Origin of the sequence: Oscillibacter sp. PC13, from assembly GCF_900115635.1 — a bacterium.
Classification (GTDB): domain Bacteria; phylum Bacillota; class Clostridia; order Oscillospirales; family Oscillospiraceae; genus Oscillibacter.
Map to the genome: position 1 here is coordinate 58,209 of NZ_FOXE01000014.1, position 26,891 is coordinate 85,099.

Annotated in this window: 24 protein-coding genes and 1 pseudogene; 4 read left to right on the top strand and 21 right to left on the bottom strand. The window is 58.7% G+C overall.

The annotated features are described in order from the left end of the window. Window positions 1–33: 33 nt before the first annotated feature. From BMZ81_RS09595 to BMZ81_RS09655, 13 genes are all read right to left on the bottom strand, one after another. Window positions 34–1,002 (bottom strand): S-layer homology domain-containing protein, encoded by a 969-nt coding sequence (locus BMZ81_RS09595; protein WP_091131407.1) that lies wholly within the window; start codon window positions 1,000–1,002, stop codon window positions 34–36. A 316-nt stretch (window positions 1,003–1,318) separates the two neighbouring features. Beyond that, a complete protein-coding gene (serS, locus tag BMZ81_RS09600) occupies window positions 1,319–2,623 on the bottom strand; it encodes a serine--tRNA ligase (RefSeq protein WP_091131410.1) in 1,305 nt (434 codons plus the stop codon). A 291-nt stretch (window positions 2,624–2,914) separates the two neighbouring features. Continuing rightward, complete coding sequence (locus tag BMZ81_RS09605; RefSeq protein WP_143072763.1) at window positions 2,915–3,445, bottom strand: hypothetical protein; 531 nt, start codon at window positions 3,443–3,445, stop codon at window positions 2,915–2,917. Between the two features lie 32 nt (window positions 3,446–3,477). Beyond that, window positions 3,478–4,344, bottom strand: coding sequence for a ParB/RepB/Spo0J family partition protein (locus BMZ81_RS09610; RefSeq protein WP_091131415.1), 867 nt, complete (start codon window positions 4,342–4,344; stop codon window positions 3,478–3,480). A 14-nt stretch (window positions 4,345–4,358) separates the two neighbouring features. After that, on the bottom strand, window positions 4,359–5,117 hold the full coding sequence (locus BMZ81_RS09615; RefSeq protein ID WP_091131417.1) for a ParA family protein: 759 nt from the start codon (window positions 5,115–5,117) through the stop codon (window positions 4,359–4,361). A gap of 332 nt (window positions 5,118–5,449) precedes the next feature. Then, entirely contained in the window at window positions 5,450–7,324 is a 1,875-nt protein-coding gene (locus tag BMZ81_RS09620; protein WP_091131419.1) for a glycoside hydrolase family 13 protein, read from the bottom strand. 66 nt (window positions 7,325–7,390) lie between these two features. Then, window positions 7,391–9,478 (bottom strand): penicillin-binding transpeptidase domain-containing protein, encoded by a 2,088-nt coding sequence (locus tag BMZ81_RS09625; RefSeq protein WP_091131420.1) that lies wholly within the window; start codon window positions 9,476–9,478, stop codon window positions 7,391–7,393. A gap of 12 nt (window positions 9,479–9,490) precedes the next feature. After that, a complete protein-coding gene (locus BMZ81_RS09630; RefSeq protein WP_091131422.1) occupies window positions 9,491–10,003 on the bottom strand; it encodes a hypothetical protein in 513 nt (170 codons plus the stop codon). Between the two features lie 60 nt (window positions 10,004–10,063). Next, on the bottom strand, window positions 10,064–10,906 hold the full coding sequence (mreC, locus tag BMZ81_RS09635; protein ID WP_091131423.1) for a rod shape-determining protein MreC: 843 nt from the start codon (window positions 10,904–10,906) through the stop codon (window positions 10,064–10,066). An 87-nt stretch (window positions 10,907–10,993) separates the two neighbouring features. Beyond that, a complete protein-coding gene (locus BMZ81_RS09640) occupies window positions 10,994–11,569 on the bottom strand; it encodes a Maf family protein (RefSeq protein ID WP_091131426.1) in 576 nt (191 codons plus the stop codon). 51 nt (window positions 11,570–11,620) lie between these two features. Continuing rightward, a complete protein-coding gene (locus BMZ81_RS09645; RefSeq protein ID WP_091131429.1) occupies window positions 11,621–12,052 on the bottom strand; it encodes a dUTP diphosphatase in 432 nt (143 codons plus the stop codon). Window positions 12,053–12,113: 61 nt separating this feature from the next. Beyond that, window positions 12,114–14,228, bottom strand: coding sequence for a U32 family peptidase (locus BMZ81_RS09650; RefSeq protein ID WP_091131432.1), 2,115 nt, complete (start codon window positions 14,226–14,228; stop codon window positions 12,114–12,116). Next, window positions 14,228–14,557, bottom strand: coding sequence for a cell division protein ZapA (locus BMZ81_RS09655; protein ID WP_091131433.1), 330 nt, complete (start codon window positions 14,555–14,557; stop codon window positions 14,228–14,230). Before BMZ81_RS09655 ends, BMZ81_RS09650 begins: the two co-directional genes overlap by 1 nt. Before the next feature lie 429 nt (window positions 14,558–14,986). Here BMZ81_RS09655 and BMZ81_RS09660 point away from each other — a divergent pair, with 429 nt between their 5' ends. The 3 genes and pseudogenes from BMZ81_RS09660 to BMZ81_RS09670 all read left to right on the top strand — a co-directional run. Then, window positions 14,987–15,919: a DnaD domain protein gene (locus tag BMZ81_RS09660; protein ID WP_091131436.1), complete on the top strand. Its 933-nt coding sequence runs from the start codon at window positions 14,987–14,989 to the stop codon at window positions 15,917–15,919. Between the two features lie 4 nt (window positions 15,920–15,923). Beyond that, a complete protein-coding gene (locus tag BMZ81_RS09665) occupies window positions 15,924–16,925 on the top strand; it encodes an ATP-binding protein (RefSeq protein ID WP_091131437.1) in 1,002 nt (333 codons plus the stop codon). Window positions 16,926–17,536: 611 nt separating this feature from the next. Beyond that, window positions 17,537–17,779: pseudogene (locus tag BMZ81_RS09670) on the top strand (DUF6514 family protein); the annotation flags it as partial. Between the two features lie 53 nt (window positions 17,780–17,832). On the opposite strand, the gene BMZ81_RS09675 reads toward BMZ81_RS09670, so the two are convergent. From BMZ81_RS09675 to mnmE, 8 genes are all read right to left on the bottom strand, one after another. Then, window positions 17,833–18,231 (bottom strand): TRAP transporter large permease subunit, encoded by a 399-nt coding sequence (locus BMZ81_RS09675; protein WP_242942613.1) that lies wholly within the window; start codon window positions 18,229–18,231, stop codon window positions 17,833–17,835. A gap of 246 nt (window positions 18,232–18,477) precedes the next feature. Beyond that, a complete protein-coding gene (locus BMZ81_RS09680; RefSeq protein WP_091131445.1) occupies window positions 18,478–20,250 on the bottom strand; it encodes a VanW family protein in 1,773 nt (590 codons plus the stop codon). 123 nt (window positions 20,251–20,373) lie between these two features. After that, window positions 20,374–21,186, bottom strand: coding sequence for a ParB/RepB/Spo0J family partition protein (locus BMZ81_RS09685; protein ID WP_091131447.1), 813 nt, complete (start codon window positions 21,184–21,186; stop codon window positions 20,374–20,376). A gap of 127 nt (window positions 21,187–21,313) precedes the next feature. Continuing rightward, window positions 21,314–22,312, bottom strand: coding sequence for a bile acid:sodium symporter family protein (locus tag BMZ81_RS09690; RefSeq protein ID WP_143072764.1), 999 nt, complete (start codon window positions 22,310–22,312; stop codon window positions 21,314–21,316). 43 nt (window positions 22,313–22,355) lie between these two features. Then, window positions 22,356–23,309: a 50S ribosomal protein L11 methyltransferase gene (gene prmA, locus BMZ81_RS09695; protein WP_091131452.1), complete on the bottom strand. Its 954-nt coding sequence runs from the start codon at window positions 23,307–23,309 to the stop codon at window positions 22,356–22,358. Between the two features lie 87 nt (window positions 23,310–23,396). Then, window positions 23,397–24,269 carry a DegV family protein gene (locus tag BMZ81_RS09700; RefSeq protein ID WP_091131454.1) on the bottom strand — a complete coding sequence of 291 codons (873 nt, stop codon included), beginning with the start codon at window positions 24,267–24,269 and terminating at the stop codon, window positions 23,397–23,399. 3 nt (window positions 24,270–24,272) lie between these two features. Then, a complete protein-coding gene (locus tag BMZ81_RS09705; RefSeq protein WP_091131458.1) occupies window positions 24,273–24,851 on the bottom strand; it encodes a DUF1836 domain-containing protein in 579 nt (192 codons plus the stop codon). 105 nt (window positions 24,852–24,956) lie between these two features. Then, window positions 24,957–26,333 (bottom strand): tRNA uridine-5-carboxymethylaminomethyl(34) synthesis GTPase MnmE, encoded by a 1,377-nt coding sequence (gene mnmE / locus BMZ81_RS09710; protein WP_091131459.1) that lies wholly within the window; start codon window positions 26,331–26,333, stop codon window positions 24,957–24,959. A 365-nt stretch (window positions 26,334–26,698) separates the two neighbouring features. Between mnmE and BMZ81_RS09715 the strand changes: the two genes are divergently transcribed. Further along, window positions 26,699–26,891: hypothetical protein (locus BMZ81_RS09715; protein WP_207645622.1), on the top strand; the 193-nt coding region annotated here is incomplete at its 3' end.

Genomic DNA, 26,891 nt, shown 5'->3' on the forward strand with positions numbered 1-26,891 from the left:
TGTATTTTGTTGAGTGAAAAATACAAAATGCTATTAGTTTTCGGGAGAAATCCGGAGCTCCGGTTGGATCAGCCGGGCCAGCAGCACGGCAAACTGCGCACGGGTCAGGGGATTTTCGCCGTGAAAGGTGCCCGCTTCGTCGGTGCCGGTGATCACGCCCGCCTGATAGAGCCGCAGCACGTCGGAGCGGTCGGTGTCCGGTGGGGCGTCCTGGCGGAGGGCGGGGAGCATGTTTTCCGGGGCGATCAGGGACATGACCGCCGCCGCGTCATAACGGGTAGCTTTGTCCACCAGGCAGGTCGGCAGCGCTGAGTCCATGGCGCCCTCCAGGCTCCGGAGATACTGATCCGCACCCCAGTACCAAGCGTCCACACTGGCGCCGTCGCTCTGGGCGTAGGTGTTGATGCGGACCATGGGATCGTATTGCCCATACTCCGCCTCGCTGATGTGGTAGCGGAACATATAAAACAGGGGATCATAGCTGTTTCGTTTGTCTAAATCCGCCCGGAAACTTTTGACGTTGTCCACCTGAATGGTCATATAGGGATAGCCTTCGTCGGCATAGTTGCCGCCGATGGTGAGGATATAGTCGCCCTTGGGCAGCGTCTTGTCCTTCAGCCCGCTGTCATCTACGCGGGCAAAGCCCGCGGCGTCATAGGCGGTGCCATTGGATCGCGTGATGGTCACCTGGCCCGTACCCGCCGGAGCGGTGGGGGGATCCCCCTCGTTGCCCTGCAGCCTCCAGTGGAACCGGGCGGTCAGCACCTCCAGCTGGGCCACGGTCAGGGGCTCCTGGGGAGAAAAGGTGGTGTCCGTGGTGCCGTTCAGCACACCGGTTTCATAGCACAGCTTCAACGCTGACTCATACCAGGCACCCTTGGGCACATCGGAAAAGCCGGTATACGTCCGGACTGCGGGCAGATCCAGCTCCGCGGCTGCAGCGGGGAGGCAGAGGAGGAAGAGCAGCAGCACCGACAGGAACAGGGGAACCACTCGTTTCATAAACGATACCTCCGGTTCAGCAGGTACCCTTGCCGTAGGGCCTGCAAAATTTTTTCAGGACAACTTCCGTGCTTGAGAAAAGAAAAGCGTTTTTCGCCCAGATCTGCCGACGGGCCTGCCGCCGTTTTCAACGGCATGGCTGAATCCACTGCGCCCCAAGGTGTTCCAGAGGCAGACCGGAATGGAGACGATAAAAGCTGTCCAAATGAAGAAAGGGTGGGGTAAGGCAGCTTCTATCCGCCCCATTCGGTTCCAGTATTTGGAAAATATGCGGGATTTGGACAGTACGGCACCATCCAGACAAGATTCGGGGAATTTACTGCTTGGGTACCAGCTTGTCCTTTCCGCCCATGTAGGGGCGGAGCACCTCGGGAATCCGCACGGTGCCGTCGGCCTGGAGATTGTTCTCCAGGAAGGCAATGAGCATCCGGGGTGGCGCCACGCAGGTGTTGTTCAGTGTGTGGCACAGCTGCATCTTGCCGTTTTCGTCCTTGTAGCGGATGCGCAGGCGGCGGGCCTGGGCGTCGCCCAGGTTGGAGCAGGAGCAGACCTCAAAGAATTTCTGCTGGCGGGGAGACCAGGCCTCGATGTCGCAGGACTTGCACTTCAAATCGGCCAAATCACCGGAGCAGCACTCCAGCTGCCGGACGGGGATATCCATACTGCGGAACAGCTCTACAGACAGCCGCCACAGCCGCTCGTACCAGTCCTTGGATTCCTCAGGCTTGCAGACCACAATCATCTCCTGCTTTTCAAACTGGTGAATGCGGTAGATGCCGCGCTCCTCGATACCGTGGGCGCCCTTCTCCTTGCGGAAGCAGGGGGAGTAGGAGGTCAGGGTCTGGGGCAGGCTCTCCACCGGGAGAACCTGATCGATGAACCGGCCGATCATGGAGTGCTCGCTGGTGCCGATCAGATAGAGGTCCTCGCCCTCGATCTTGTACATCATGCCGTCCATATCCGTCTGGCTCATGACGCCCTCCACCACATTGCCGTGAATCATGAAGGGAGGAATGCAGTAGGTAAAGCCCTTGTCAATCATAAAGTCCCGGCCATAGGCCAGCACGGCCTCGTGGAGCCGGGCGATGTCGCCCAGCAGATAGTAAAAGCCGGATCCCGAAACCCGTCCGGCGGCGTCCAAATCGATGCCGTTGAAGGACTCCATAATTTCGGTGTGATAGGGAATTTCAAATTCCGCGGCTCTGGCCTCGCCAAAACGCTGGACCTCGACGTTGCAGGAGTCATCCGGGCCCAGAGGCACGGAATCGTCAATCATCTGGGGAATCACCAGCATCCGCTTGCGGAGCTCCTCCTCCAGCACGGTCTCCTGCTGCTCCAGCTCGGCCAGGCGATCCGCCTGTTTCTTGACCTGCTGCTTGACGGCTTCCGCTTCCGCCAGCTTGGAAGGATCCTTTTTTGCCTGTCCCATCAGCATGCCAATCTGTTTGGAAAGGCTGTTGCGGTTGGAGCGGAGCTGGTCGGCTTCGGCAATGGCAGCCCGGCGCTTGGTGTCCAGATCGATGACCTCGTCCACCAGAGGAAGTTTGAAATCCTGAAATTTTTTTTTAATGTTTTCTTTAACGGCCTCGGGATTTTCCCGGATAAACTTAATATCCAGCATGGTGTTTTAATCTCCTTATTTATATACTGGGGAGCTGCGCAGGCTGCACAGCAGAAGAGACTGCGTAATCGTAGGAAAAAGATGCGTGGGGGATGAGAAGGAACAGCAAGCAAGCGCGTTTTTGCCGCAGGCAGAAACAAGGGATGTGGAGCTTGCATTTATCAGGGGTCCCGAAAAATCCGAAGATTTTCGGGAAAGAGGAGCCGCAGCGGAACGAGCGCGTTTTTGCCGCAGGCGGAAACAAGGGATGTGGAGCTTGCGGCGACGATGTTTCACGTGAAACAGTTTCCCTTAGTCTGCGGGTTGGTTGAGAACCGCCTCCTTCAGCTGCTGGTACCGCAGAGAAGGTGCGGTGACGCCGGCATCTGCTGATGTAGGAAGCTGTCCTACCAAATTTTGATCCTCCATACTTTGGAGCGTAATGCGGCAGGCGTCGTAATCAGCAGCGGCATATTGCTGCTGCAGCGTGTACAGCGCCACCATGGCATCCGTTCCCTGTTGGGCGTCCAACGTATCATTTTGGGCTTGGGTCAGCTGCCCTTTCAATGCTTCCAGTTCGTCGTTGACCGCGGCAAGTTCCTCCTGAAGCTGAATGTTTTTATCCTGAGTGGCCTGAACTTCCTGCAGGGCGGAAACAGAATGCTGCAGCTCGCCAAGTGCTTGGGTATTGCTGCGCTGGTGCATGAAGAAGGACAGGGCCATCAACAAAAAGGCGGCGATGAAGAGAATCATAATATAGACAACGACGGGCTTTTTCCGGGAGGCAGGCTCCTGAACAGGCGCTTCCTCCGTCTCGCCGCTGCTGCGTTTTTCCAATTTCATAAGAAAACCCTTTCGGATCATGGCTTAAATTTTTATTTGCTCTGCAGAAGGGACAGGGCCTCCAACAGATCATTCAAGTCGTCGAGACCATAATACTCCAGTTCAATGCGGCCCTTTTTGCGGCCGGAAACAATTTTGACACCGCGGCCCAGCTTTGAGGACAACTCCTTTTGTGCCTCCGCGGCATAATCCACTCCTTTGGCCGCTGGCTTTTTGGGCTCTTTCTGATCAGCGGCCAGCTTCTTTGCCAGAGCCTCCGTTTGCCGGACTGAGAGACCGCCTGAGACAACGGCTCCAGCTGCGCTCTCCTGCAGATTGGGGGAGAGAGGAAGCAGGGCGCGGGCATGCCCGGCAGAGAGGGTTCCCGCCTCAACCAGCTTGCGGACAGCGGGCGTCAAACCCAGCAGCCGCAGCGCATTGGCCACGGCACTGCGGGACTTGCCCACCCGGGAGGCGGCTTCCTCCTGGGTCATATGGTAGTTGTCAATTAAGGATTGGTATCCGGCGGCTTCCTCCATGGGATTCAAATCCTCCCGCTGAAGGTTTTCAATCATGGCCAGCTCAGCCGCCTTGCGGTCATCCGCCTCCATTACAATGACGGGGACTTCCTGCAGCCCGGCAATCCGGGCCGCCCGCCAGCGGCGTTCGCCGGCAATAATCTGATAATAGCCGGAGGAGAGCTTTCGAACTGTCAAAGGCTGAATAATGCCGTGCTCCCGGATGGAGTCGGCCAGTTCGGCAAGGGATGCCTCGTCAAAGGATTTGCGGGGCTGGGAGGAGCAGCTCTCCACCTGGGAAATCGGCAGATACAGGCTGCCCGTGGTTTCTGTTTTCAATACATCGTCACCCAGCAGGGCTCCGAGACCCCGGCCCAAGCCGGAGGGTTTTTTGGACGCCATAGTAGAATCTCCTTTCAGGCGGATTGCTTTTTTAAAAACTCCGCGGCAAATGCGGTATACGCCTCCGCACCCCGGGAGGTACGGTCATAGGCAGTGATGGGCTTGCCGTGACTGGGGGCTTCGGACAAACGGACATTCCGCGGAATGACCGTTGCGTAGACCTTTCCGGGGAAGTAATGCTTTACTTCCTCGGCCACCTGAAGCGCCAGATTGGTGCGTCCGTCGAACATGGTCAGCAAAACACCCTCCAAAGCCAACTGTGGATTTAGGGAGCGGCGGACAATGCGCACGGTATTCATCAGGTCGGAGAGACCCTCCAGCGCGAAATACTCTCCCTGTACCGGCACCAGGATGGAGTCGGCGGCACACAGGGCGTTGAGCGTCAGCAGCTCCAGAGAGGGCGGGCAGTCAATCAAAATGAAGTCATACTGCGCCTCTACCTGCAGCAGCGCGTCTTTCAGGAGAAACTCCCGACGATCCATGCCAATCAGCTCAATACCGGCCCCTGCCAACGCCTTGTTGGAGGGAAGTACATCCCCGTATTTGGTATGTACCAGAGCGTCAGCCGTGGGCATCTCGCTAACGAGAACCTCATAGACCCCCTTGGAGACAGTTTTGTCTACACCCATACCAGAGGTAGAGTTGGCCTGGGGGTCAAAGTCACACAGGAGAATCCGGCAGCCAGCCTCTGTCAAGGCGGCGGCTAGGTTCACACAGGTGGTGGTCTTTCCGACACCGCCTTTCTGGTTGACAATTGCGATGGTTTTTGCCAAAAGGGCACCTACTTTCTACCAGGAAATATCCCAACACAGATATGCATTTTACATACGAATTCATTATAGCAAGGCGCCGGTGCAGTTGCAAGGAAAAAGAGAAAAAAACGAGAAGAAGCTGACCTGATTTTGATGAAGCATGGGGGAAGGGCAAAATTTCGGAAAAACAGAAGCTGAAAGGAGCCCTAAATAAAATATTCCGGAAAACCAAGGGGTTTTCCGGAATAAAAAATGCAGGGAACAGTGGAATTTGAAAGAAAAAGCCGCAGAGGCAGACGGCAAGAGGAGGGCATGACGCAGTATTGTTTCACGTGAAACAAGCAGGGCGGCCGTCAGGCCAGCAGATAGCCGAAGCAGGGCGGCAGGGGAAGGGAGAGGATACCGTTTACGACCGGGAAGACCTGCCCGGTCAAAAGATCCCTGGCGGCAGCTTCGGGCCAGGGCAGTTCCAGGGTCCGGGCCTCTGTTCCGGCGTTCACGGCGGTGACTGTGCGCTCTTCCTCCGTCTCCCGGGCAAAAATCAAAATAGGACCGGCTGTATTCAAATAGCGAATGCCGCCCCGCTGAAGAGAAGGGCGTTCCCGCCGCAAACAGCCCAGAGAGCGGAACCAAGGCAGCAGGTCATGAGATCCAGTACCCCAGGGATAGGTGCCCCGGTTCAGGGGATCCTCAAACCCCTCCATCCCCACCTCGTCACCGTAATAGACCGTGGGGGAGCCCGGGAAGGAAAAAAGCACAAGAGCCGCCAGCTTCAGCCGGGCAACACCTCGCTGCCGCTGATCAGGAGAGAGGCGGTAGGCGGCCCGGCCTTCCTTGGATTCCGGCACATGATCCGTGCCCAGCACCGTCAGGATACGGGGTGTATCATGAGTGCCCAGAAAATTCATGGCAGAGAAATAAGCGGCGGGGGGATAATTTTCCCGCAGTGTTTCCATGGCCTCCCGGAAGAGGTTTGCATCGCCGCCCTGGAGATAGGCCAGCAGGGCGGAGCGGAAGGGGTAGTTCATCACCCCGTGGAGTTCGCTGCCCAGGAGATACCGCCGCCGGAGGGAATAGGCAATTTTGCTGCTGGCATCTTCCCAGACCTCCCCGATGAGAAGGGATCCGGGCTTGGTCTCCTCCATGGCGGTGCGGATCTTCGCAATAAACCAGTCCGGCAGCTCATCCGCCACGTCCAGACGCCAGCCGTCAGCCCCGGCCCGAAGCCAATGGCGGATAACGGAATCCGGACCGTCCACCATATACGTCACATAGCCGGGGCAGTCCTCTCGGACGGCGGGAAGCGTGCGGATCCCCCACCAGGCGTCATAATCTTCCGGCCAGGGGTGAAAGCTGTACCAATCGTAATAAGGGGAATTTTGACTCTGGGCAGCGCCCACGGTGGGGTAAAACCCATCGGCATTAAAATAGAGGCTTTGAGATCCGGTATGATTAAACACACCGTCCAGAATGATCCGCATTCCAAGACAGTGGGCCTGTTCGCACAGGGCGCGGAAGTCCTCTTCAGTCCCCAGCATGGGGTCAATATGGCGGTAATCCGCGGTGTTGTACCGGTGGTTGGAGGCAGACTCAAAAATGGGGTTTAGATACAGTGTAGTGACACCCAGCTTCGCCAGATAAGGAAGCTTGGATGCAATCCCAGGCAGGGTTCCGCCAAAAAAGTCCCGGCTGCGGATCTCGCCGTCTTCGTCCGGGCGCCATTCCGGCAGATCAGACCAGCGGCTGTGCAGCCACCGGTTTCCGACCAATCCCCCCGGTTTTGCAGCGTCCGTAGCCAGACGACAAAAACGGTCTGGAAAAATTTGGTATGTCACGCCAGGACCGAACCAGTCTGGTACGGCGCTTTCCCGATAAACTGTCAGCTGCCAGTCCGCGGTCAAGCCGTCGCTGCGGTAACCGGTTTTGTCCAGATCGCAGCCGGTGCCGTCATCCCGCCAGAAGCGGAAGTGATACCACACCAGCTCAGGATCCGCAGGGGCCGTGAGGACAAGGGAAAAGCGCACCCGCTCTGCCTCCGGGCCATCACAGAAAAGCGCATGCTCCTCCCACCGGTCTGAAAATTCATGATGCAGCACCAGGGCGCAGTGGGAAAACCCCTCTGAGGACAGAGGGCGGCAGTGGAACACAATGGATTGCCCACAGGGGACAGCGCCGAAGGGGGACTTGCAGACGCTGCAGCGGGGGTCAAAAACAAAGGGCTCACTCATGAAAAGGCTCCTCAATCCGAGATAAGCGCAGGGGCCGGATGTGCTCCGGCCGCTGGGACGCCTGTGTTATCGCAGCAGCTGATTTTCACCGATGATGGAGGTTCCGATCTCGTCGGCGGTGAAATAGGCGTTCAGAATGCTCACTGCCGTGTTGGCCAGGGCAGCGCCGGAGCCGCCCTCCTCAATCAGGATAGAGATGGCGATTTCCGGATCCTCATACGGGGCGAAGCAGACAAAAACGCCGGTGTTCTTGGTTTTGGCGTTAATCTGGGCGGTACCGGTTTTGGCGCCGGCCTTCACTACGCAGTTTTTGAAATAGGAGGAGAGACTGCCGGTGGTTGTCAGGGCAAGCATGCCCTCCTTCACCGCCTCCAGATTTGCGTCGGAAATATCAAGGGTATTCAGGGGCTCCGTGTTTCCGACGGCCAAAACAGCGGTGTTGTCATAAGATTTCACCGCTTTGAGCAAATGGGCCTGGCAATGCTTGCCGCCGGAGACCAGGGTGGCAATGTAGTTGGACAGCTGCAGCGGTGTGAAAAGGTAGGAGGCCTGCCCGAAAGCGGCCCAGGGGGCCAGGTTCTCGCCTACCTTGTTTTCCACCAGGTTGCCGGCCCGGTCACCAATTTCAATCCCGGTGCTCTCACCCAGGCCGAACGCGCTTGCGTATTCGTTTAAAGTGTCCATTCCCAGCCGGTAGCCCATCTCGGCAAAGAAATAGTTGCAGGAGACGGTGATAGCCTGAGAGACGTTGATTTTTCCGTGATTGCCGTGGGTGGAGTTGTAAAGCCAGCAGTTGGCGTAACTGGAGGGCGCACCGGGGTAGGTCCAGTGGCCCTTGGTGGCAAGCTTCTGGTAGGGAGTGATGACGCTCTCCTGCAGGGCGGCAATGGCAGTCAGAGGCTTGAAGGTGGAGCCAGGGGCATAGGTGCCCTGTGTGGCCCGGTTCCACAAGGGGTTGCCGGGATTCAGCTCCAAATTGGACAGGCTGCTGTAGTCCTGCAGGTAGGTGGCCAGATGGAAGGTGGGGTAGGAGGCCAAGGCCAGTACCTCGCCGGTGCCAACCGCCGTCACCACGGCGCTGGCGCCCCGGGTGGTCTTGCCATCCTCCTTATTCATCCTGGAGACTGTTTCTGCCAAGGCGTCCTCCACCGCCGCCTGGAGGGACAGATCAATGGTCAGCTCCACGGTGCTGCCGGGCTTTGGAACCTCATAATAATACTCGCCGGTAATCTTGCCGTCACTGTTGGCAGAGACAATCCGGGTGCCGTTTGTTCCCTTCAGATACTCCTCGAAGGCCAGCTCCACGCCGCCCTTGCCAACCCAGTCGTCCAGGCTGTATTTGCCGGGCAGCTCCTCCACCTCGGACATATCGCTGATTTTCCCCATAGGGCCCAGAATATGCGCGGCATAGTCCGTCTTATACTCCCGGACAGAGGCGGTGGTGATTTTGGCCCCCGCATAACCACCGTCATTGAGAAGAGAGATCATCGTTGCGTCGATGTCCTCCGCCAGCACATAAGCGGTGGTGTGGATCAAGTTCCGAATAGCCAGCTCATACCGCACGCCCAGCACCAGGCGGGCTTGGCGGGGGGAAAAGTCGGCTGGAATTTCATAGGTTTCCCGCATGGTATCCAGAAGCGTGTCGGCATCCAGATCCAGATTGGACAGCAGCTCGGCGGTAACATTTTCCGCTTTGACGTTCGTAGACATCAACTTCATCTCCTTCTGAAGGAAGGTGGCAAAGCGGCTGCGCTGGGTAGAGTCCGTCGGGAGCTGATCCAATGTGTAGAAAAAGGGGGCCGTTGTAGAAATGGGGAGGTTGTCCGTCCAGGCGACGCCCTGGACTTCACACAGCTCCAGCAGGCGCAGAATGGCCTGGTTTTCATCGACCTCATCTCCCAGCAGGCTGGCGTCAAAGGTCAGATTATAGGAGGAGCGGCTGGACACCAGCGCCCGGCCGTTTCGATCCGTGATGCCCCCCCGGGAGGCCTCCACCTTCTCTTCCTGGGTAATCGTGCGGATGGACTTTTCCAGATAGTCCTGGTGCCGGTTCACCTGGGTGTCGAATAGGACGCCGATATAGACCGCCAGCACTGCCAGCAAAAAACCTGCCAGCACGTATAGGCGGAGATTGCTTTTTTCTCTGTGTTCCATGGGTTCTCCTTATCAGTCGTCCAGATGGGTCCGGCGAAACACCGCCTGGAACAGCAGGGTTACCGGGAGGACCAGCGGCGCGGTGACGCAAAACTCCCGTACCAGCACCCATCCGCCGGCCGCCCAGGCACCTTTGCCGGAGGCCCACAGCACCAGACAGTGGAACCCGTCTGTCAGCAAAAAGGCCAGGGCGGAGGAGGCCAGGGAGCAGACAAATCCCGCAGACAACAGACCCTGGGAAATCAGGGAGGCGCACAACCCCACCACCGGGAAGATCAGCGTATAGAAGCAGGGGAGGGGGCCGGGCAGCAGCAGATCGCAAAAGACGCCCAGGACCAGTGTGTAAATGGTGCCGGGGACTGGCCCCTCATAGGAGGCCACGACCGCTGCCACCACCGGATAGACAAACGGGATGACGCCCCAGAGGGACAAGCGCTGCAGCAAAAAGCTCTGAACAAACGAACACAGTGCCGTGGCAGCAAAATACAGGGTCCATTTAAAAATCGTTTCATTTCTGCTCCGCACCGGCGGGACCTCCTTTCCGGATGAGGAAAAGCGGCAAAGCCGCCAATTGAACAGGGCCCATCAGGACACCAGTTCAAAGGACTTGATGATAAAGACCTCCGTCAGCTGGTCAAAGTCCACCCGGGGCGCCAGAACCGCATAGGCCGCGGCGCCGGAGTCGTCCTTCTGCACCTCCTCGATGGTGCCGATGACAAGGCCGGAGGGGTAATAGCCGCCAAGCCCGGAGGTGACCACCAGATCTCCGCTCAGCAGCTGGCTGTCCGCGGGCAGATAGTCCAGGCGCAGGCGGTTCTCCCCCATCAGGGAGAAGTCACCGTTGGCAAGGCCCAGGTCCCGGGTGCGAAATACCTGGGCACCCAGAGAGGTGTCTGTGTCCACAATGGTCAGCACCGTACACCAGTTATAGCCCACCTCGCTGATTACGCCAACCAGAGCGCCGGTCTCATCGATGACGCAGTCCTGCACTTCAACTCCATGGGCGGTGCCGCGATCCAGAGTCAGGGAGGAGGTCCAGTTGGTCACGGTGTGCTCCGTGATGGTGGCGGCTTCAAAGTCGCTCAAATCCTGCCGTTCGTCCCGCAGATTCAAAAGCCCCTTGAGCCGGGAGTTCTCTTCGCTGTCCAGCCGGGCCTGGCGGATTTCCGCCTCCATCTCCGCAATCTGCTTGCGCAGGGCGGCATTCTCCTCCTTCAGGGAGAGGTTGTCCTGGTAATAGTTCTGCTTGTCGTTGAACCAGGTGGCAATGGAGGTATAGGCCGAACGAAACGGGGATGCAAGAATCCCCGTTAAATTGGCCAGGGGAGAGGAGGTGTTGCTGAAAACGGACATGACGGCCATCACCACGGCGATGACCGCCGCGGCAAACAGGACCCAAAGTCCGTGATGTTTCAGGAAATTCTTCAAAGAACCGACTCCTTTTGAACCGAAGCAGGAAAATCTGAATCATGGATGGGAAGAACACCGGCCGCCTTTGCGGCGGGGATAACGCATTTACAGCAAATGGACGCCGAACTGGGCCAGCATCCGGGACAGGCGCAGCACCGGCAGACCCATGACGTTGAAGAAGTCGCCGTCCAGCTTTTCCACCAGCAGCGCACCCTTTCCCTGAACGCCGTAAGCCCCGGCCTTATCCATGGGCTCCCCGGTGGCAATATAGCTGCGCAGCTCCGCCTCGGAGGCGGAGCGGAAGTAGACCTCGGTGGATTCGCTTTCTGTCAGCACGCGCAGCCCCTGCCGCACCGTCACGCCGGTGCAGACGGTATGATGCCGACCCTGAAGGGCCGTCAGCATCCGCAGAGCCTCTTCTTCATCCGCCGGCTTGCCCAGGCGCTGGTCATCCAGAAACACCATGGTGTCGGCGGTAATGACAATTTCAGCGGGCGTACAGAGCTTTGCGGCTGCATCCGCCTTTTCCCGGGAGATATATTCCACGATCTCCCGGGGAGAGAGACCGGCGGGATAGGATTCCTCCGTCTCCGGCACCCGGATGTCAAAGTCCGTAATGCCGATGCGGACAAGCAGCTCCTGCCTGCGGGGGGAGCCGGAGGCCAATACGATGTGTTCCATATGGGGAAGGCCCTTCTTTCATCTGATTCTGCCGCCTGCGGCGGAAAGCGTTTATTTCCCGGTGGAGCCGAAGCCGCCCCGGTCTGGGCTGTCCAGGTGCTCTACCCGGGTAAACGTCAGCTGGGGCTGGTTTCGTACAATACGGAACTGGCAGATGCGGGCGTTCTGCTCGATGGTCACGTCCCGGGTGGCGTAGACAGGCATATACCACTGGTCTCCATCCCCCCGGTAGGTGTAGTCCACCACGCCCATGGAGTTGGTCTGCAGAATACCGTAGTTTTTAAATGTGGAGCTGCGGGGCACGATGTGGGCCTCATAGCCCTCCGGCAGGGCAATGGCAACCCCAAGAGGGATCAGCCGAAATTCACCGGCCTTCAGCGTGACCGCTTCCGCCGCATGGAGATCAATCCAATCGGATTTGCCTGCCACATAGCACAGCTCATCCACTGCGTCTGTATAATATTTTACCTGAATTTCTTCCATATAAAACCTCTAAATAAATACCATTAGTATAAAAATGAACAAAAAATACAAAAGGGAATTGTTATTCCACGCCCCGATCATAAAGACCCCGGGTAAATTCTCCGGTTGCCGGCGCACCGGCGTGGTAAAGCGCCAGGACCTGCGCACACGTTTCCGGGGATTCCGTGGTAAACCGCAGGCGGGCGAAGGAGAGACCCAGCTGCCGGTAGTCCGGCCGGTCGGCCAGCCACAGCACCCGGCTGTTTTCCACTTCCGTCCGGTGTCCGAACAGGGGCAGCAGGGGGAAGGCGGCGTCGGTGCGGTCCCGCAGGACATGGGTCTGCTTTCCGCAGGGGCCGTTTTCAGGCACTGCCGGACCGGCCCGATCGCAGGAACAGCCGTCATGGTTCTGCACCAGGCAGTTCTCCGTGATCATCAGGGGCAGGCGCCCATAGATGATTGCCTCCGCGGGCAGGCACTTCTGCAAATCCCGGATTTGGGCAAAGCGCAGCTCAAAGGACACGCAGGCAGAGCTTAGCCCCTTTTCCCGCAGGTAGGCCAGGGAACGACTGTTGAATACATTCAGGCCGAAATCACCGTAGAGCTGGAGGCCGCTGTCCCGCGCCAGAGAGAAGTGGCCGATATTGCCCAGCAAAAGCCCCGTGACGCCCAGCTTCCGAACGTGCCGGATTTGCCGGATCAGATTCACCTCATCCCGGTCCCGCCAGACTCTGGGCAGTACGGCACACCATTCTGTATCCCCGGAGGGCAAAGTCGGACATCCGGAAAGCTGTTCCAGAGGGACATAGATCCGGGCGGGGCACTGGCGGAGGAGCGGGGGAGTAATCTGCTCAAGGGATGCCACGGAAACCGTAAACTGCGGCGCCGCGGCGGAGCAGTCCGCATCCGACAGGGGCGGCACCGGAAGCATGCGGCGGGGAGGAACGGCGGTACGGACGGCGGAGAGGGCGGCCAGCGCATCCCGCCGCAGGGCGTTGACGGCGCTGGCAGGCAGAGAGAGCCCGTCATCCAGCGTCACGGTGACGGCCTCACAGCGGTAAGCGGTTCCGCCGGTTTTCTGCAGGCGGAGCTCCAGCTCCGCCGCCGTTAGGGGACGGTTTCGGGCAGCCTCCGGAATGGGGCCGGAGACGGTGACGGAGCGGCCGAAGTCATCGGATGCCGTCAGCGTGCAGGGGAGCCCGCACCGAATGACACAGGAAAAGCGCACGGGAACCGTGCGTAAATTGCCGGCCTCATAGGCGCGGCGGGCCTTATCGAACAGGTCCTTCGGCTCCGGCGCGCTCTCCGGGCGGGTGCCGAACATGCCCGTACCGTGGGTCCCGCGCCAATACCAGTCCGTAAAGCCGTCCCGGGAAAAGGCCTGCTCCAGCTCGGCGGCCTCGCCGGCGGTGGGGCCGCGGTTTTCCGCCAGCAGCCGGGCGTAAATCCGGGTGACCACGGCCACATACTCCGGCCGCTTCATCCGTCCTTCCAGCTTCAGGCAGTCCACGCCCATGTCCGCCATTTCCTGCAGATTGCCTGCCAGGCAGCTGTCCTTTAAGCTCAGGGGAAAGCTGTTTTTGGCAGGCGCGTCAAAGCCGTAGGGCAGCCGGCAGGGCTGGGCGCACCGGCCGCGGTTGCCGGAGCGGCCGCCCACCATGGCGCTCATGGCACACTGGCCCGAGTAGCACATACAAAGGGCGCCGTGGGTAAAAATCTCCACCTCTGCGGGGCAGGCTCTGCAGATTTCCGCGGTGTCCTCTGCGGAGCACTCCCGGGCGATGACCACCCGCTCGCACCCGTCTGCGGCCAACTCCCGGGCGCCACCGGAGGTGAACACGCTCATCTGAGTGCTGGCGTGAAGCGGCTGATCCGGCAGGACCTTGCGCATCAGATCAAAAAGACCCCAGTCCTGCACCAAAATGGCGTCCACGCCCATTTCGCAGGCCGCGGCGGCGGTTTCCAGCGCCTTGGGCAGCTCCCGGTCCGTCACCAGGGTATTCAGGGTCAGAAAGACCCGCACGCCCCTCTCGTGGCAGTATGTCAGGGCAGCGGCAAAGTCCTCGTCCGAAAAGTTTTTGGCGCTGCGGCGGGCGTTGAACTCACCCCAGCCCAGATAGACCGCATCCGCCCCGTTCTGCACGGCGGCACGCAGCGCCTCCGGGGAGCCGGCGGGAGAGAGAAGCTCCGGCTTCATCACTTGCCCCGGCTGTCCAGCCGCTGCTGCAGGCGGAAGACCTCCCGCTTCAGCTCGCTGACTTCACTCTGGGCCTTACCCGCCTCGTCCAGATATCCCTTGATTTGGCTTCGCAGCTGCTCCGCCGCGGCCTGGGCCTTGAACAGCTCGTCGGTAATGTTGGCGGCGGTCAGGACAGCGGCGTCCGTACGGCCTACCTTGGTGCCGCCCAGTACCTCTTCCATCTTCTCGCTGACATAGGAGCCGACTTTCTGCATATAGGCTGCGGACTCCTCCGCCACAAAGGTATACTCCTCTCCGCAGATGCTCACGACCACACGGTTTGCCATAAAAAAGGCCTCCTCTTTGGTGATTTCCGGCGGCAGGGCAAATGCCGCCTATTATCATAGCGTACAGTATACCATACTGCGCAAACCAGTGCCAGAAGAAAACGGGAGGTTTTAAAAAAATTCACAAAATACAGCGGCGTTTTTTAAGAAACGTTCCTCTGCCTAATGCCATCCGGAGGAAAAGATGCCCGTGCCATTTTGCTATGCAAAAGCATAGCAAAATGGCCATGTGCCGTCTACGGCGGCGCGCCCGAAATTTCAGCGCGTGGGCCGTGGGACGGCCCACATGTGTGAAACTTCATGCGCCATGGCGTGCACCACGATAACAGGCAAAGCGGATGGCGCGTGAAGTTTTATGCCGGGTCTTGTTCTGCCGGGGAATTTCGTGTAGAATAATAGCGACCGTATACGAGAAAAGGAGGGTGTCCGATGGCAAGCGTACTGGTATACTCCGGGGACGAGAGCGTTACCGTCACCGCTCAGGCGGCAAAGCGGCTGCTGGAGCGGGGCGACGGGGACGCGGCGCTTTTGTATCTGGCACTTCTCCGGCACCACGGCACCGTACAGCCCCGGTCCCTGGCCGGGGAACTTCGGTGGGAGCGGCTGCGGATTGAGGAGGCGGAGAAAACCCTTCGGGAGCTGGGGCTTCTGGCCCCGGCGGCTGCGGAGGTGCCTCCGGCCCCGGCGGATGATCGGCCTGCCTATCAGCGCGCCGATGTAGCGGACCGGCTGGAGAAAAGCGCAGATTTCCGCAGCTTGACCGCCGAAGTGGAGCGGAAGCTGGGCAAGCGCCTCACCACGCCGGACATTGGGATTCTCTTGGGCCTGAACGACTATCTGGGCCTGCCCGCCGACGTGATCTATCTTCTGGTGTGCCATTGCGCGGAGCGGGTGCAGCGGCGGTACGGCGAGGGCCGCCGCCCCGGTATGAAGCAGATTGAGAAGGAGGGCTATGCTTGGGCCCGGATGGGGATCGACACCCAGGCGGAGGCCGCGGCGTACTTAAAGAGATATGCGGAGCGGCAGGGGATGCTGCCCCGGTACATGTATGCCCTGCAGCTGGGGGACCGGATGCCCGCCCCATCGGAGGAGAAGTATTTGGCCGCCTGGCAGGAGATGGGCTTTTCTCCGGAGGCGGTGGCCCTGGCCTATGACAAGACCGTGCTGAAGTGCCATGAGCTGAAGTGGGCCTATTGCAATGGAATTTTGAAGCGCTGGCACGAGGCGGGCCTTCACACGCCGGAGGAAATTCAGGCGGGGGACCGACCGGCCGGAAGCCGCCAGACAGCGCCGCCTGCCAAGGAGACCGAGGGTGTGGCCTGGATGAAGAAGTACATCGAACAGCGAAACAAGGGGGTGTGATCGGATGGCCTATGACGGGAAAATCCTGCGCCGGGCGCTGCAGAAATTTGAGGAGGACAAACGGGAGCGGGAGGCCGCCTTCCAGTCCCGGCAGGAAACAATCTATCGCCGCCAGCCCCGGCTGCGCCAGATCGACGCGGAGCTGACATCCACCGTCAGCCGCATCATTGCCTCCGCCCTGCGGCGGGGGACGGATCCATTGCCGGCGGTGGAGGTTTTGCGGGATGAAAACCTGAACCTGCAGGCGGAGAAAAAGGCCCTGCTGGAGAGAATGGGGCTGCAGGAGGACTGTTTGGAGGAAAGACCCGCCTGCCCTCTCTGCGGAGATACAGGATACCGCAACGGACAGGTGTGCCGGTGCCTGCGGCAGTATTACGCCCGGGAGCAGAAGAAGGAGCTCTCCCAAATGCTGGATTTGGGCGGCCAGAGCTTTGAAACGTTTTCCCTGAACTGGTATTCAGAGGAATACAATCCCACCCTTGGAATTTCCGCCAGGGAGAATATGGAATGGGTCTACCATCAGTGCCGCCGCTATGCGGACAATTTCACACCCGGCGGCGGGAATCTGCTGCTGACTGGGGAACCGGGTCTGGGCAAGACCTTTCTCTCTGCCGCGATTGCCCGGGAAGTCAGCGACCAGGGATTTTCTGTGGTGTACGACACAGCCACCCGCATCTTTCAGCGGTTTGAGGATCAAAAGTTTGGCAGGGAGGAGCGGGACGAGGCGGACATCAGCCGGATCCTCTCCTGTGATCTGCTGATTCTGGACGATTTGGGGACGGAGATGACCACCGCCTTTGTCCAGAGTGCCCTGTATCAGATTATCAGCACCCGCCTGATGGAACGGCGGGCCACGATTCTCAGCACGAACCTGAAAATCGATGAACGAAACAACGAAATTGCCCGGCGCTATACGCCGCAGATTGCCTCACGGATTGAAGGAGAGTATCAGATCCTTCCGTTTTTTGGGGAGGACATCCGTAAACTGAAAAAGGAACGGCAATGATAAAAGCCGGGCTGCAAAGACGCAGCCCGGCTTTCTTTCCCGCCGGTGCATGAATGCAAGGGAAACAAATTCTGCCGGCAAGGACGGCCATGTCCGCAGATATAAAAGGGAGTTTTCAAATTTTTATAAGGGGAAACAAAAAATTGTACAAATGTATAGTACATAAGTGAACTAAATGATATAATTATGATATAAAAACGGGTTGCTGGGTACTTGTTCAGAATTTGTGTCAGTTAAGAAAGGGAACCACGGAAAAAGGAGGAGAGATCGGGCCCCGTCTGTTTGCCGATGTGCCAACACATGCTGCCGAACACTGGGGCGCGGACTGATAAAAGCGATTGGTACCATAGGAAATACAGGTGTGTTGAAAAACAGCGGTATGTTACAAGATCTTTTTTTCAATATCCGCACGATGGTTCCGGGACACTGACTGCGTATCATTGTACCCTGTATTTAAGCGAAGGCAGAGCAAAAGAAGGTGTGCAGTCAAAAGCACAGAAGATATCCGGCTGTCCCGGAAAAACAGAAAACGCCGGTATAACAAAACACTGCGGACCGCCATCATCACAGCAAAATGGGTTTAGAGGAGAGGTTCTGAAAATAGCAGAAAAGAGGGCCAAATCATGATACGATATCGTTCCATTCAGAAACGGGTCCTGTTGGAAGAAACAGGTCCATATACCGCCTATGGCCTCCTTGCAGAAGAATACGCGGATGACAGTTGGAGGGCCATCGCCGTTGTCCCGGATATTTCGTGTGACAAGGCGTTTGTCGCTCAGCTTGCAGAAAAGTGTACGCGCGGACAGCTGAGCCCGATTCAGATGCTGGACGTGGTCACAGATGCCCTATCCTGACAGCTGAAGAAGCCGGCACCCTGCGGCGTCCGCTTTTTATCAGCTTGTTGTCTTCAACTGAAGACAGAGGGAAGCCATTCGGACATCCATGGGAAGATGCATACCAGCGTTAAAACAATCAGCAGGGCGATTAAAAAGGGACAGCAGACCTGGCGATCTTTCAACTGGGCGCTCACCAATGACACTTGCCGCGAACAAACAGCAGCCCACTGGCGGCGTAATTGCGCCGATGGTGAGGTTTGCCACCAGGATGACGCCGAACTGCAGGGCGGAAAAGCCGAAGCTGGCTGCCACGGGAAGCAGTAGGGGGAGAGAATCATAATGGCGGCAGAGGCCTCCATGACACAGCCGACAATTAACAAAAAGAGATTGATCAACAGCATAACGGTTATCTTGTTGGCACCGAGGCCGGTGATAAATTGCGTCAGCGTCTGCGCCGAATCCGCCCGCAAAAAAGCGCGGGGAAGCGCCTATCGATGCAGAAAAGAGGGCTGACTTTCTTGCCGCCGCACAGCACAAACCGGCGGCTCCGTGAGCCGCGGGACGTTTCCTGTGCAGGTTTCAAGCAAAAATCAGCCAATGAACATGGTTTCACCTCTTTGTTATTAAAAACTAAGACTGATGATAGCAGGGAATCCGGGAAAAGCAAGAGGACAAAAAGCGCAGCCGTATATACGGCTGCGCTTTTCTCCTACATTTCAAACAGAGCCTTCTGCAGACTCCCCCGGCAGGATAACAATCGGCGTTTCCGGTAAGGAATCCGGTACAGAGGGTGTGGTTTCCGGCGGTGCTTCCACCGGGGGCTCCGTGCCCGATTCCGCCGGAATTTCTGTGGTGCCGGAGGCCGGGGCATCCGGTACGGTCACCGCGGGCAGAGCGGGACCCTTCAGGATGACCTTGTCCCGGACCTTGTAGTCGCTGGTGGCCTCATAGGTGCTGGAGATCAGATTCCCGTCTCCATCATACAGATTGCGGTAGGTCTTGTACTTATAGCCGGTATAGGGCGTTACCTTGACCTCCTGCGTACCGGGAGCCAGTGTGGGATCCTCCTGCTCCACCACCTTGAAGGGTGTTGTAGAGAGCTTTTCGTTGGTCATTTTCACGGTGGTGTCATCCACTTTGGTGCCCAGGAGCTTCATGGTGAGATAGCCCTTGGAGTAGGTGGCCACGATTTTGATGGGATAGTCCGTGTCGTTTGTGAACTTATAGTCCGGCCCGCCCCAGGAGACGGTGGCGTCCATGCCGGGGGTGATGTAGGAGGGGACATAGCGGTGGGCGTACCGCTCCGTGATCTCCAGGTTGGCCCGCAGACAGGCCAGATACAGCGTGGAAGAGGGCTGGCAGACGCCGCCGCCAATCTCGTCCACAGTCTCCCCCTGGACATAGGCAGGGGCTGCCTGATATCCCTTGGCGGCGGTGCGCTGGCCGGTAGTGCCGTTGTAGGAAAAGACGTCTCCGCTGTTCAGCACGGTGCCGTTGACTGCGGAGGAGGCCAGCTTTACATTGGAGATGCGGGCGGCGGTGCCGCCCACCTTGGTGGTGCATTCACCCAGCACGTCCCGGAAGAGAACGCCCTTCAGCTTTTCCGCCGTGACAGTGGGGTACTCTATGGTGGCGTCAAGCCTGATGGTCTCTCCCGGCGCCGCGGCGTCCAGCAGCTGCTGGGCGGCATCCACGTCAAACTCCGCGCCCATCTGCTCCGGGATGATGGTGCCGGTGGCGGCATCGTAGCCGGCATTCTTCATCTCGCCGGACACCTCGTCGTAAATCTCCTGGGCGGTGAGCGGCTTGGCAGGAACATCGGTGGTGGGGCAGTCCATGTGGAAGGGATAGCCACCCTCTGCCAGCCGCGCCTGGATGGAATCCGCCAGAACGCCGGGGTCAATGAGATAGCCGTCCTGGGCGACTGTCACAGAAATGCCGTCCTCCGTCAGTGCATAGGAGGTATCAATAGCGGCCCGGGAATATTTTTCTGCCAGTTCCGGCGCCAAGGCGGAGAGCTGGGGGGCGGTATTCACTGTCCAGACGCCGCCCTTGCCCAAAAGACACTCCAGATACCGCCAGCCAGTCTGGAAAAAGTTTTTCTCGTGGCAGTAATCATAGGCCCGCTGGGCGGTGCGGGCCGCGTCAACCGTCACGCCGCCGAGATCCGCATAGGACAACTCAAACGGATCGCACACCAGCATCTGGGTGTCTTCCGTTTCAGTCAGATACAGAGTGAAGGTCTGGTCAAGGTCGGTGGAATCCCTTCCGGTGAACAGCGCCTCAATTTCCTCCACGGTCATCCCGCCCACCGGTGTCATCTCCACCCGCATCCCGGGGAAGGTGGTATGTAGATCGGCAGCATAGGCACAAAGAGCAAGGTATGCCGCCAACACCACGATTACAATTCCTGCAATGATCACAAGCGGCTTTTTACCGCCTGCTTTCAGCCTCTTCGGCGCCATGGTTTCATTCGCTGTCTGTTCCATGAAGCCCTCCTGTTGTTACGAAATCTATGGGGACAAGCCGTGTATACACAGCTTATGCTACTAAGTACACATTTTAGCACAACATTCCCAAAAAAGAGATTACAATCCCGTAACAACAAAGCATCAGGCCTCTTTGGCAGGGGGTGCCCGCCGCTGCTTTGGAATGCGGATAGTCAAAAGAATGGCGTCCTCCGTCTCCTCCCGACCGCTGACTGCATCCACGCCCGCATCCCGAATCAGCCGCAGGCCCCGGTCCACACTGTTCAAAAACAGCCGCACGTCTTTGATGATGTAGGTCCGCCTTCCGGCGGGAAGTGTGGATTGAAGGGCGGCCAGCCGCCGCTCCACGTATGCCTCCGCCTGGGCAACGCTGAGATGGGCCGCGGCAATATGCCGGGCGGCGGAAAGCCGCTCGCTCTCCTCTTCCAAACGGAGCAGGCAACGGGCGTGGCGCTCGGAAAGCCCTTCCTGCGTCAGCAGCGCCCGGCAGGCCGGGGAGAGGCGCAGCAGCCGCAATTTGTTCGCTACCGCAGAGGGGGACTTTCCAAGCTGCGCTGCTGTCTCCTCCTGTGTCTGGCCGGTTTCCCGGAGAAAAGCGGCAATGGCCGTGGCCTCCTCAAAATAGTGCAGATCCCGGCGCTGCAGGTTTTCCACCAGTGCCAGCAATGCCGCATCCCGGTCATCGGCCGCAGACTCCAGGCAGGGAACGGTCTCCAGTCCTGCCAGCCTTGCAGCCCGCAGCCGCCGCTCTCCGGCCACCAGCTCCCAGCCTGTCCCGGTCTGCCGGACGGTGAGCGGCTGCAGGATTCCGTGACGCAGGATAGAATCGGACAATTCCTGCAGCCCGGCCTTGTCAAAGACTTGCCGAGGCTGCCGGGGGTTTGGGCGGATTTCCTCCGTCCGCAGCTGCAGCACCCGCTGTTCCTTTGGTTCCATGGAACCACCTCCCATGATTTCCCTTCATTGTACAGAATACAGCGGAAAAAGAACCGGGAATTTGGTCGAATACCAAGGATCCGATCAAAAAATGCGCGGGCTTCCCGCGCATTTTGAAAAGCTGTATTCAAGGGGAAAGGGGCGTTTCCTCCAAATGCCGCTCGTAAGCGGCCTGATCCGCCCGGCCAAGCGCCGTACGGCGCATCGTCTGCACCACAAGGGATACCACCAGATGGAGGAACATCGGTGTAAAGGCCACTGGAAAAAGACTTTCGCTTGGAAAGTACTGCATGGCCAGCACCGAGCCCGCGCTGATATTGCGCATGCCTCCGGCCAGGGTCATTGTCTGGATAGAGGGAAAATCCAGCTTCAGGAACCGGGCGGCGCAAAAGCTGATGAAAAAGCTCAAAACGCAAAGGCCAAAGACGGAGAAAATCAACAGAATCAGTGATCGGTCAATCTCATAAAGGAACTTGGAACAATCCGCCGCATTGCACACAAAAATAATCAGCATGCAGATCTTGGAAAATGGAGACAGGCGCGGCTTCAGCGTTTTGGAAATCTTCCCGCCCGTCGCCTGATAGAGCGCCATGCCGATCAGCGCGGGAATGGCAATCATGTACAGAAGATCCCGGATCATGCCGGCAGCGTCGATTTCCACCACAGAGCCGAGAAGAAGCCGCAGTGTTGTGGGAATTACCAGGGGCGCCAGAAGGGTGTCCAGCAGGATGATGGAAAGGGCCATGGGCGTGTTGCCCCGGCAGAGCCCAATCCAGACCAGAGCCAGCACGCCGGTGGGCACTGCGAATTCCAGGACCAGTCCGGTGATAAAATACGGCTCGTCGGGAAACAGCAGGCTGCCGGTTCCAAAGGCCAGCACCGGCATCAGCACGTGCAGGATGAAAAAGACCACCAGCACCGGCAGGGGATGCAGGATCACCTGGCCCATTTCCCGAAAGCCGGCGCTGAGGCTGTTGGAAAAGGTCACGAGAAAGAAGAGGGCGGGGACCAGTGCGCCTAAGGGGCTGAATACCCGGGGGAGAGCGATACCAACCGCAGCACAGAGGAGGATGGTGGCGGGCATATGCCGGGAGGTAAGCTGATCCATCCGATATAAGTACTTCAAAGAAAACGCTCCATTTCCTGAAAATTTGTGTCCGGCGGGAAAATCAGCAGCAGGTGTAGGCGAACCAGCCCTCGGATTCACGGCTTTCCAGGAGTTTCAGGCCGGCGGCGCGCAGCTTGCCCGCCACCTCCTCCGCCCGGTCGTCGATGATGCCGGAGCAGAGGAAGACGCCGCCGGGTGCCAGCAGGCCCCGCACCGCCGGGGCCAGGGCAATGATGACGTCCGCCACAATGTTCGCCAGTACGACGTCATAGCCGCCGTCGATTTCCGCCTGAAGGGCGCGGTTTGTCAGAATGTCCCCCACGCGGACTGTATAGGTGTCCGGCCCGATGCCGTTGAGGGCGGCGTTTTCATAGGCCACATCCAGGCACTTGTCATCAATGTCGCAGGCAAAGGCATGGGCTGCCCCCAGCCGCAGCGCCGCAATGGAGAGAATCCCGCTGCCGCAGCCAAGGTCCAGCACCCGTTCGCCGCCGTGAATCCGCTGCTCCAGCGCGGTCAGACACAGCCGGGTGGTGGCGTGGCTGCCGGTGCCGAAGGTCAGGCCCGGATCCAGAATCAGCGGAATGCGGCCCTTTGGATCTGCGGTCTCCCACTGAGGCACCACCAGAAGCCGCTCCCCGATCTCCATGGGACGGTAGTACTGCTTCCAGTTATTCTCCCAGTCGGCGTCCTCCAGGTTTTCCAGCGTCATCAGCAGCGTGCCGCAGTCCGTGCGGCTGTGTTTGAGCTGGGCTAGGGCGATGCGGACCTCGCCCAGCTTGGCAAAGCCCGCCTCGTCCGCCTCCAGATAAAAGGTGACGCGGGATTTGCCCTCCATGCGTTTTTCCAACTCTTCGTCCACATAGTCCCAGTACTGATGGTTGTTTTCCAAAAATTCCTGAAATTCTGTTTCATCGTCAATCACCACGCCGTCGATTCCAAGAGAGGAGAGCATGGTTTCCACGGCCTCGAGTCCGGCGTGGGTGGTGTCAATATGCAGTTCCAGCCACTTCATTAAGAGATAGCCATCCTTTCCTTATGAGATCAGAGCCAGGGAAGACGTACCGCGTGCGTCCGCAGCCAAACGTACCCTGGGATCGGATTACCGCTTGCTGCCCAGAAAGAACAGCGCCACCGTGCCGGGGCCGGAATGGTTGCCAATGACGGGCCCCACGAAATTCAAATGAATGTCCTGGTTGCCGAAACGGCGGGTAATCTCGTCCGCAACAAGAAGAGCGTCCCCCTCACAGTCACCATGGCTGATAAACACCGGGGTATTTGCCGGATCCAGGGCAGTTTCCGCCATGTGGTCCACCAGTGCCAAAAGGGAGGCTTTCCGGCCACGCGCCTTGCTGACAGGCGTCAGATGACCGCCGTCGTCCACATGCATGACGGGCTTGATGGCCAGCATCGTGCCGAACAGGGCTGTGGCGGCGCTGATGCGGCCGCCGCGCTTCAGGTGGTTCAAATCATCCACAGTGAACCAGTGGCAGATATCACCCTTGGTTGCCTCTGCAAAGGCCCGGACCTCTCCGATGGAGTGGCCCTTTGCCCGCTCCTGGGCGCACAGGTACAGCAGCAGACCCTGGCCCAGAGAGGCACACAGAGAATCCACCACAAAAATTTTGGCCTCCGGAAATTCACTTCTCAAATCACTTGCCGCAATGGCGGCGGACTGATAGGTGGTGGAGAGGGCGGAGGAGAAGTTGATACAGAGAATGTCCTTCTCCTGCATCAGAAATTCCCGCATTTTTCCGGAAAAGTCCCCCACGCTGACAGCGGAGGTGGTGGCGGTGTCCCCTGTCCGAATCCGGGAATAAAACTCCTCAAAACCGATTTCCCGCCCATCCAGCCAGTTGCGGTAGACGTCGTCTCCCATCTGCAGGCTCAGGGGCAGGACCACCAGTCCCAGATCGTCGGCCATCTGAGCCGTCATATCGCAGCAGCTGTCAGTCATCAAAACAAAATCACGCATGGTTTACCGATCCCCCTTATCCTTTCCGGACTTCTCTTTCGCCCGCGGCTTTGCAGCCGCCTCTTTGGCGGCTTCCTCCCGCTGGGCCCGCAGCAGTGACACATACCGGCTGCTGGCAACGCCAGCAGCATAGCTCAGTAAAGCAAAGTGAATGGCGGCATCCGCCAAGTCGTCCTCTCCGGTCCGGTCTTCCATCTCCCGGGCGGTGAGGTCCAGGGCCTTGTCCAGGCTGGAACAGAAGGCGGCGTAGCCGTCGGCGATGGGCCGGTCTCCGTGAAGCTCCTCTTTAATTAAAAGGTCCATGTCCCGGGTGGACATGACGTGCTTCAATATACAGATGGCAGTCAGATATGCCAGGTGCTCCCGGCTGTACTTCTTGCCTTCCGCCCTGGGAACCAGTCCGCTTTTTGTGTAGTTGTTCACCATGGCGGCGGTCAGGCCGTCATCCTCGTCAAACCGGATGACCTGGCGATCCATGTAGCTGAGCACCTGGTCCATATACAGGGCAAAATCCGGCAGTTGATCCCAGGCGACCGGCCGCTGGGTTTGCAGCCGCTCCCGGAAAACAGACAGGTTATACATCGCTGAAGACTCCTTTACCTTGAGATAAAAACTTGCATACAGCCAGTCTATCACGGCAAAACGGTTTTGTAAATGATGTTTTATAAGGATGCAAACCAGCTTTCTCTACTTTCCGACACAAAACCGCTCAAAAATCCGGGAGACAATCTCCTCCCGGGCAGATTTTCCCGTCAGCTCCCCCAAGGCTCCCAGCGCTTCCTCCACATCTGTGAGGACGGCATCCGGCGTCAGGCCGCCCTCCAGCGCCGAAAGGCCCCGGCGAATGGCATTCTGCGCCCGGCGGGCGGCGTCCTGCTGGCGCTCAGAGGTCAAAACGGCCCCATCGGGAATTGCGCCGTCGGGAAACAGAGCTGCCACGGCGTGCTCCAGGTCATCCAGCCCCTCCCCGGTGACGGAGGAGACGGAGAGCACAGCGGCCGGGGGATGCTGATCCGGCTGCCAGGAGATAAAAGGAACCGGAGCAGAGGGCAAATCGGCCTTGCTCCCGATGAGAATCCACCGCTCCTGCTGGGCGGCCAGGGCCAAAATGGCCTCATCCTCAGCGGTAAAGGGGCGGCTTGTGTCCACCACGGCCAGCACCAGATCGGCGGATTCCACAGCCTGCCTGGAACGGGCAACGCCCAGGCGCTCCACGGTGTCGTTTGTCTCCCGGATACCGGCGGTGTCGATCAGCCGCAGCAGTACCCCGCCGCAGAGAACCGCCTCCTCCACCGTATCCCGGGTGGTGCCGGGAATTTCGGTGACAATCGCCCGGTCATAGCCCGCAAGGGCGTTCAGCAGGGAGGATTTCCCGGCATTGGGACGGCCCACAATGGCGGTGCGGACGCCGTGCTTCAGCACCCGTCCGCGGCCGCAGGTGGCCAGCAGCCGGTCCAGCGTCCGACAGGAGGCCCGGAGGGCGCCGGCAATGTCCGTGGGCCGGATGTCCTCAATATCCTCATCCGGATAGTCCACCACGGCATAAAACTGGCTGGAGATATTCAGCAAAGTGTCATAAATGGCCTCAAAATCCCGGCGGAGGGATCCGTCCAGCTGGGCGGCGGCGTTCCGGGCGGCGGCGGCGGTTTCCGCGTCAATCAAATCCACCACGGCTTCCGCCTGAGTCAGATCCAGGCGGCCGTTCAAAAAGGCCCGGCGGGTAAATTCCCCGGCCCTTGCCTGCCGGGCGCCTGCGGCAAAGAGAGCCGAGAGCAGCTCCCGCAGCACCACGGGGGAACCGTGACAGTGAAATTCGGCGGAGTCCTCGCCGGTATAGCTGTGGGGGCCGGGAAACCGCACAGCCAGACCCCGGTCAATCACACGTCCCTGAGCGTCCAGCATTTCACCAAACGCCATCTTCCGGGACTCCAACTGAGCGAAGGGCCTGCCGGCGGAGGCCCGGAACACCTGATCGCACAGGGTAAAGCACCCCGGCCCGGACACCCGGACAATCCCGATAGCCGTGGCGGCGCTGCCGGTGGCAATGGCGGCGATGACATCCATAGTGTTTCCTCCCTGATAGTTGTCGGATAGAGAAAGGCCGCCTTCCGGTTCTCATCAGATTGAGCAAACGCAAAATAGCGCCAACAGCCGGACGGTCAGGCATGAGGGTTTCTACAATTAAATTCGTACAGGATCCATTATAGTGCCGGAGCAAGAGAGTTGCAAGTCCTTGGCTTGATGAGCAGAGGGCAGTTCTACCCACGGGTTTTTGGGCAGGAAGTAGAAATGTGTCAAATTATCCAAGAAATAGAAAGGGAAATTATAAAAAGCAACAATTAAAAATTGCAAAAAAATCATAAAAATGCATCTAGTTTTGTAACTCGTGCGTGCTATGATGTATGCATCAAAAGCAAGGAGAGAGAAACATGAAAAAAGGAAGACGGCTCAAAACCCGCTTAATCGCGATAATGATGGCTCTGACCATGATGGTAAGCATCGGCGTAACCTCTGCCAGTGCGCACGGCAACGGAAAGGGAAGCGAAAATGGTGTGGGTCATCAGAAATATGACGACCCGACAAACATTACCGGTAATGGAAAAGGCAAGGGGCACTCCAGAC

Coding starts and splice junctions, on each gene's coding strand:
- BMZ81_RS09595 (WP_091131407.1), bottom strand. CDS start 1,002: ATGAAACGAGTGGTTCCCCTGTTCCTGTCGGTGCTGCTGCTCTTCCTC.
- serS (WP_091131410.1), bottom strand. CDS start 2,623: ATGCTGGATATTAAGTTTATCCGGGAAAATCCCGAGGCCGTTAAAGAA.
- BMZ81_RS09605 (WP_143072763.1), bottom strand. CDS start 3,445: ATGAAATTGGAAAAACGCAGCAGCGGCGAGACGGAGGAAGCGCCTGTT.
- BMZ81_RS09610 (WP_091131415.1), bottom strand. CDS start 4,344: ATGGCGTCCAAAAAACCCTCCGGCTTGGGCCGGGGTCTCGGAGCCCTG.
- BMZ81_RS09620 (WP_091131419.1), bottom strand. CDS start 7,324: ATGAGTGAGCCCTTTGTTTTTGACCCCCGCTGCAGCGTCTGCAAGTCC.
- BMZ81_RS09625 (WP_091131420.1), bottom strand. CDS start 9,478: ATGGAACACAGAGAAAAAAGCAATCTCCGCCTATACGTGCTGGCAGGT.
- BMZ81_RS09640 (WP_091131426.1), bottom strand. CDS start 11,569: ATGGAACACATCGTATTGGCCTCCGGCTCCCCCCGCAGGCAGGAGCTG.
- BMZ81_RS09645 (WP_091131429.1), bottom strand. CDS start 12,052: ATGGAAGAAATTCAGGTAAAATATTATACAGACGCAGTGGATGAGCTG.
- BMZ81_RS09650 (WP_091131432.1), bottom strand. CDS start 14,228: ATGAAGCCGGAGCTTCTCTCTCCCGCCGGCTCCCCGGAGGCGCTGCGT.
- BMZ81_RS09655 (WP_091131433.1), bottom strand. CDS start 14,557: ATGGCAAACCGTGTGGTCGTGAGCATCTGCGGAGAGGAGTATACCTTT.
- BMZ81_RS09660 (WP_091131436.1), top strand. CDS start 14,987: ATGGCAAGCGTACTGGTATACTCCGGGGACGAGAGCGTTACCGTCACC.
- BMZ81_RS09665 (WP_091131437.1), top strand. CDS start 15,924: ATGGCCTATGACGGGAAAATCCTGCGCCGGGCGCTGCAGAAATTTGAG.
- BMZ81_RS09680 (WP_091131445.1), bottom strand. CDS start 20,250: ATGGAACAGACAGCGAATGAAACCATGGCGCCGAAGAGGCTGAAAGCA.
- BMZ81_RS09685 (WP_091131447.1), bottom strand. CDS start 21,186: ATGGAACCAAAGGAACAGCGGGTGCTGCAGCTGCGGACGGAGGAAATC.
- prmA (WP_091131452.1), bottom strand. CDS start 23,309: ATGAAGTGGCTGGAACTGCATATTGACACCACCCACGCCGGACTCGAG.
- BMZ81_RS09700 (WP_091131454.1), bottom strand. CDS start 24,269: ATGCGTGATTTTGTTTTGATGACTGACAGCTGCTGCGATATGACGGCT.
- BMZ81_RS09705 (WP_091131458.1), bottom strand. CDS start 24,851: ATGTATAACCTGTCTGTTTTCCGGGAGCGGCTGCAAACCCAGCGGCCG.
- mnmE (WP_091131459.1), bottom strand. CDS start 26,333: ATGGATGTCATCGCCGCCATTGCCACCGGCAGCGCCGCCACGGCTATC.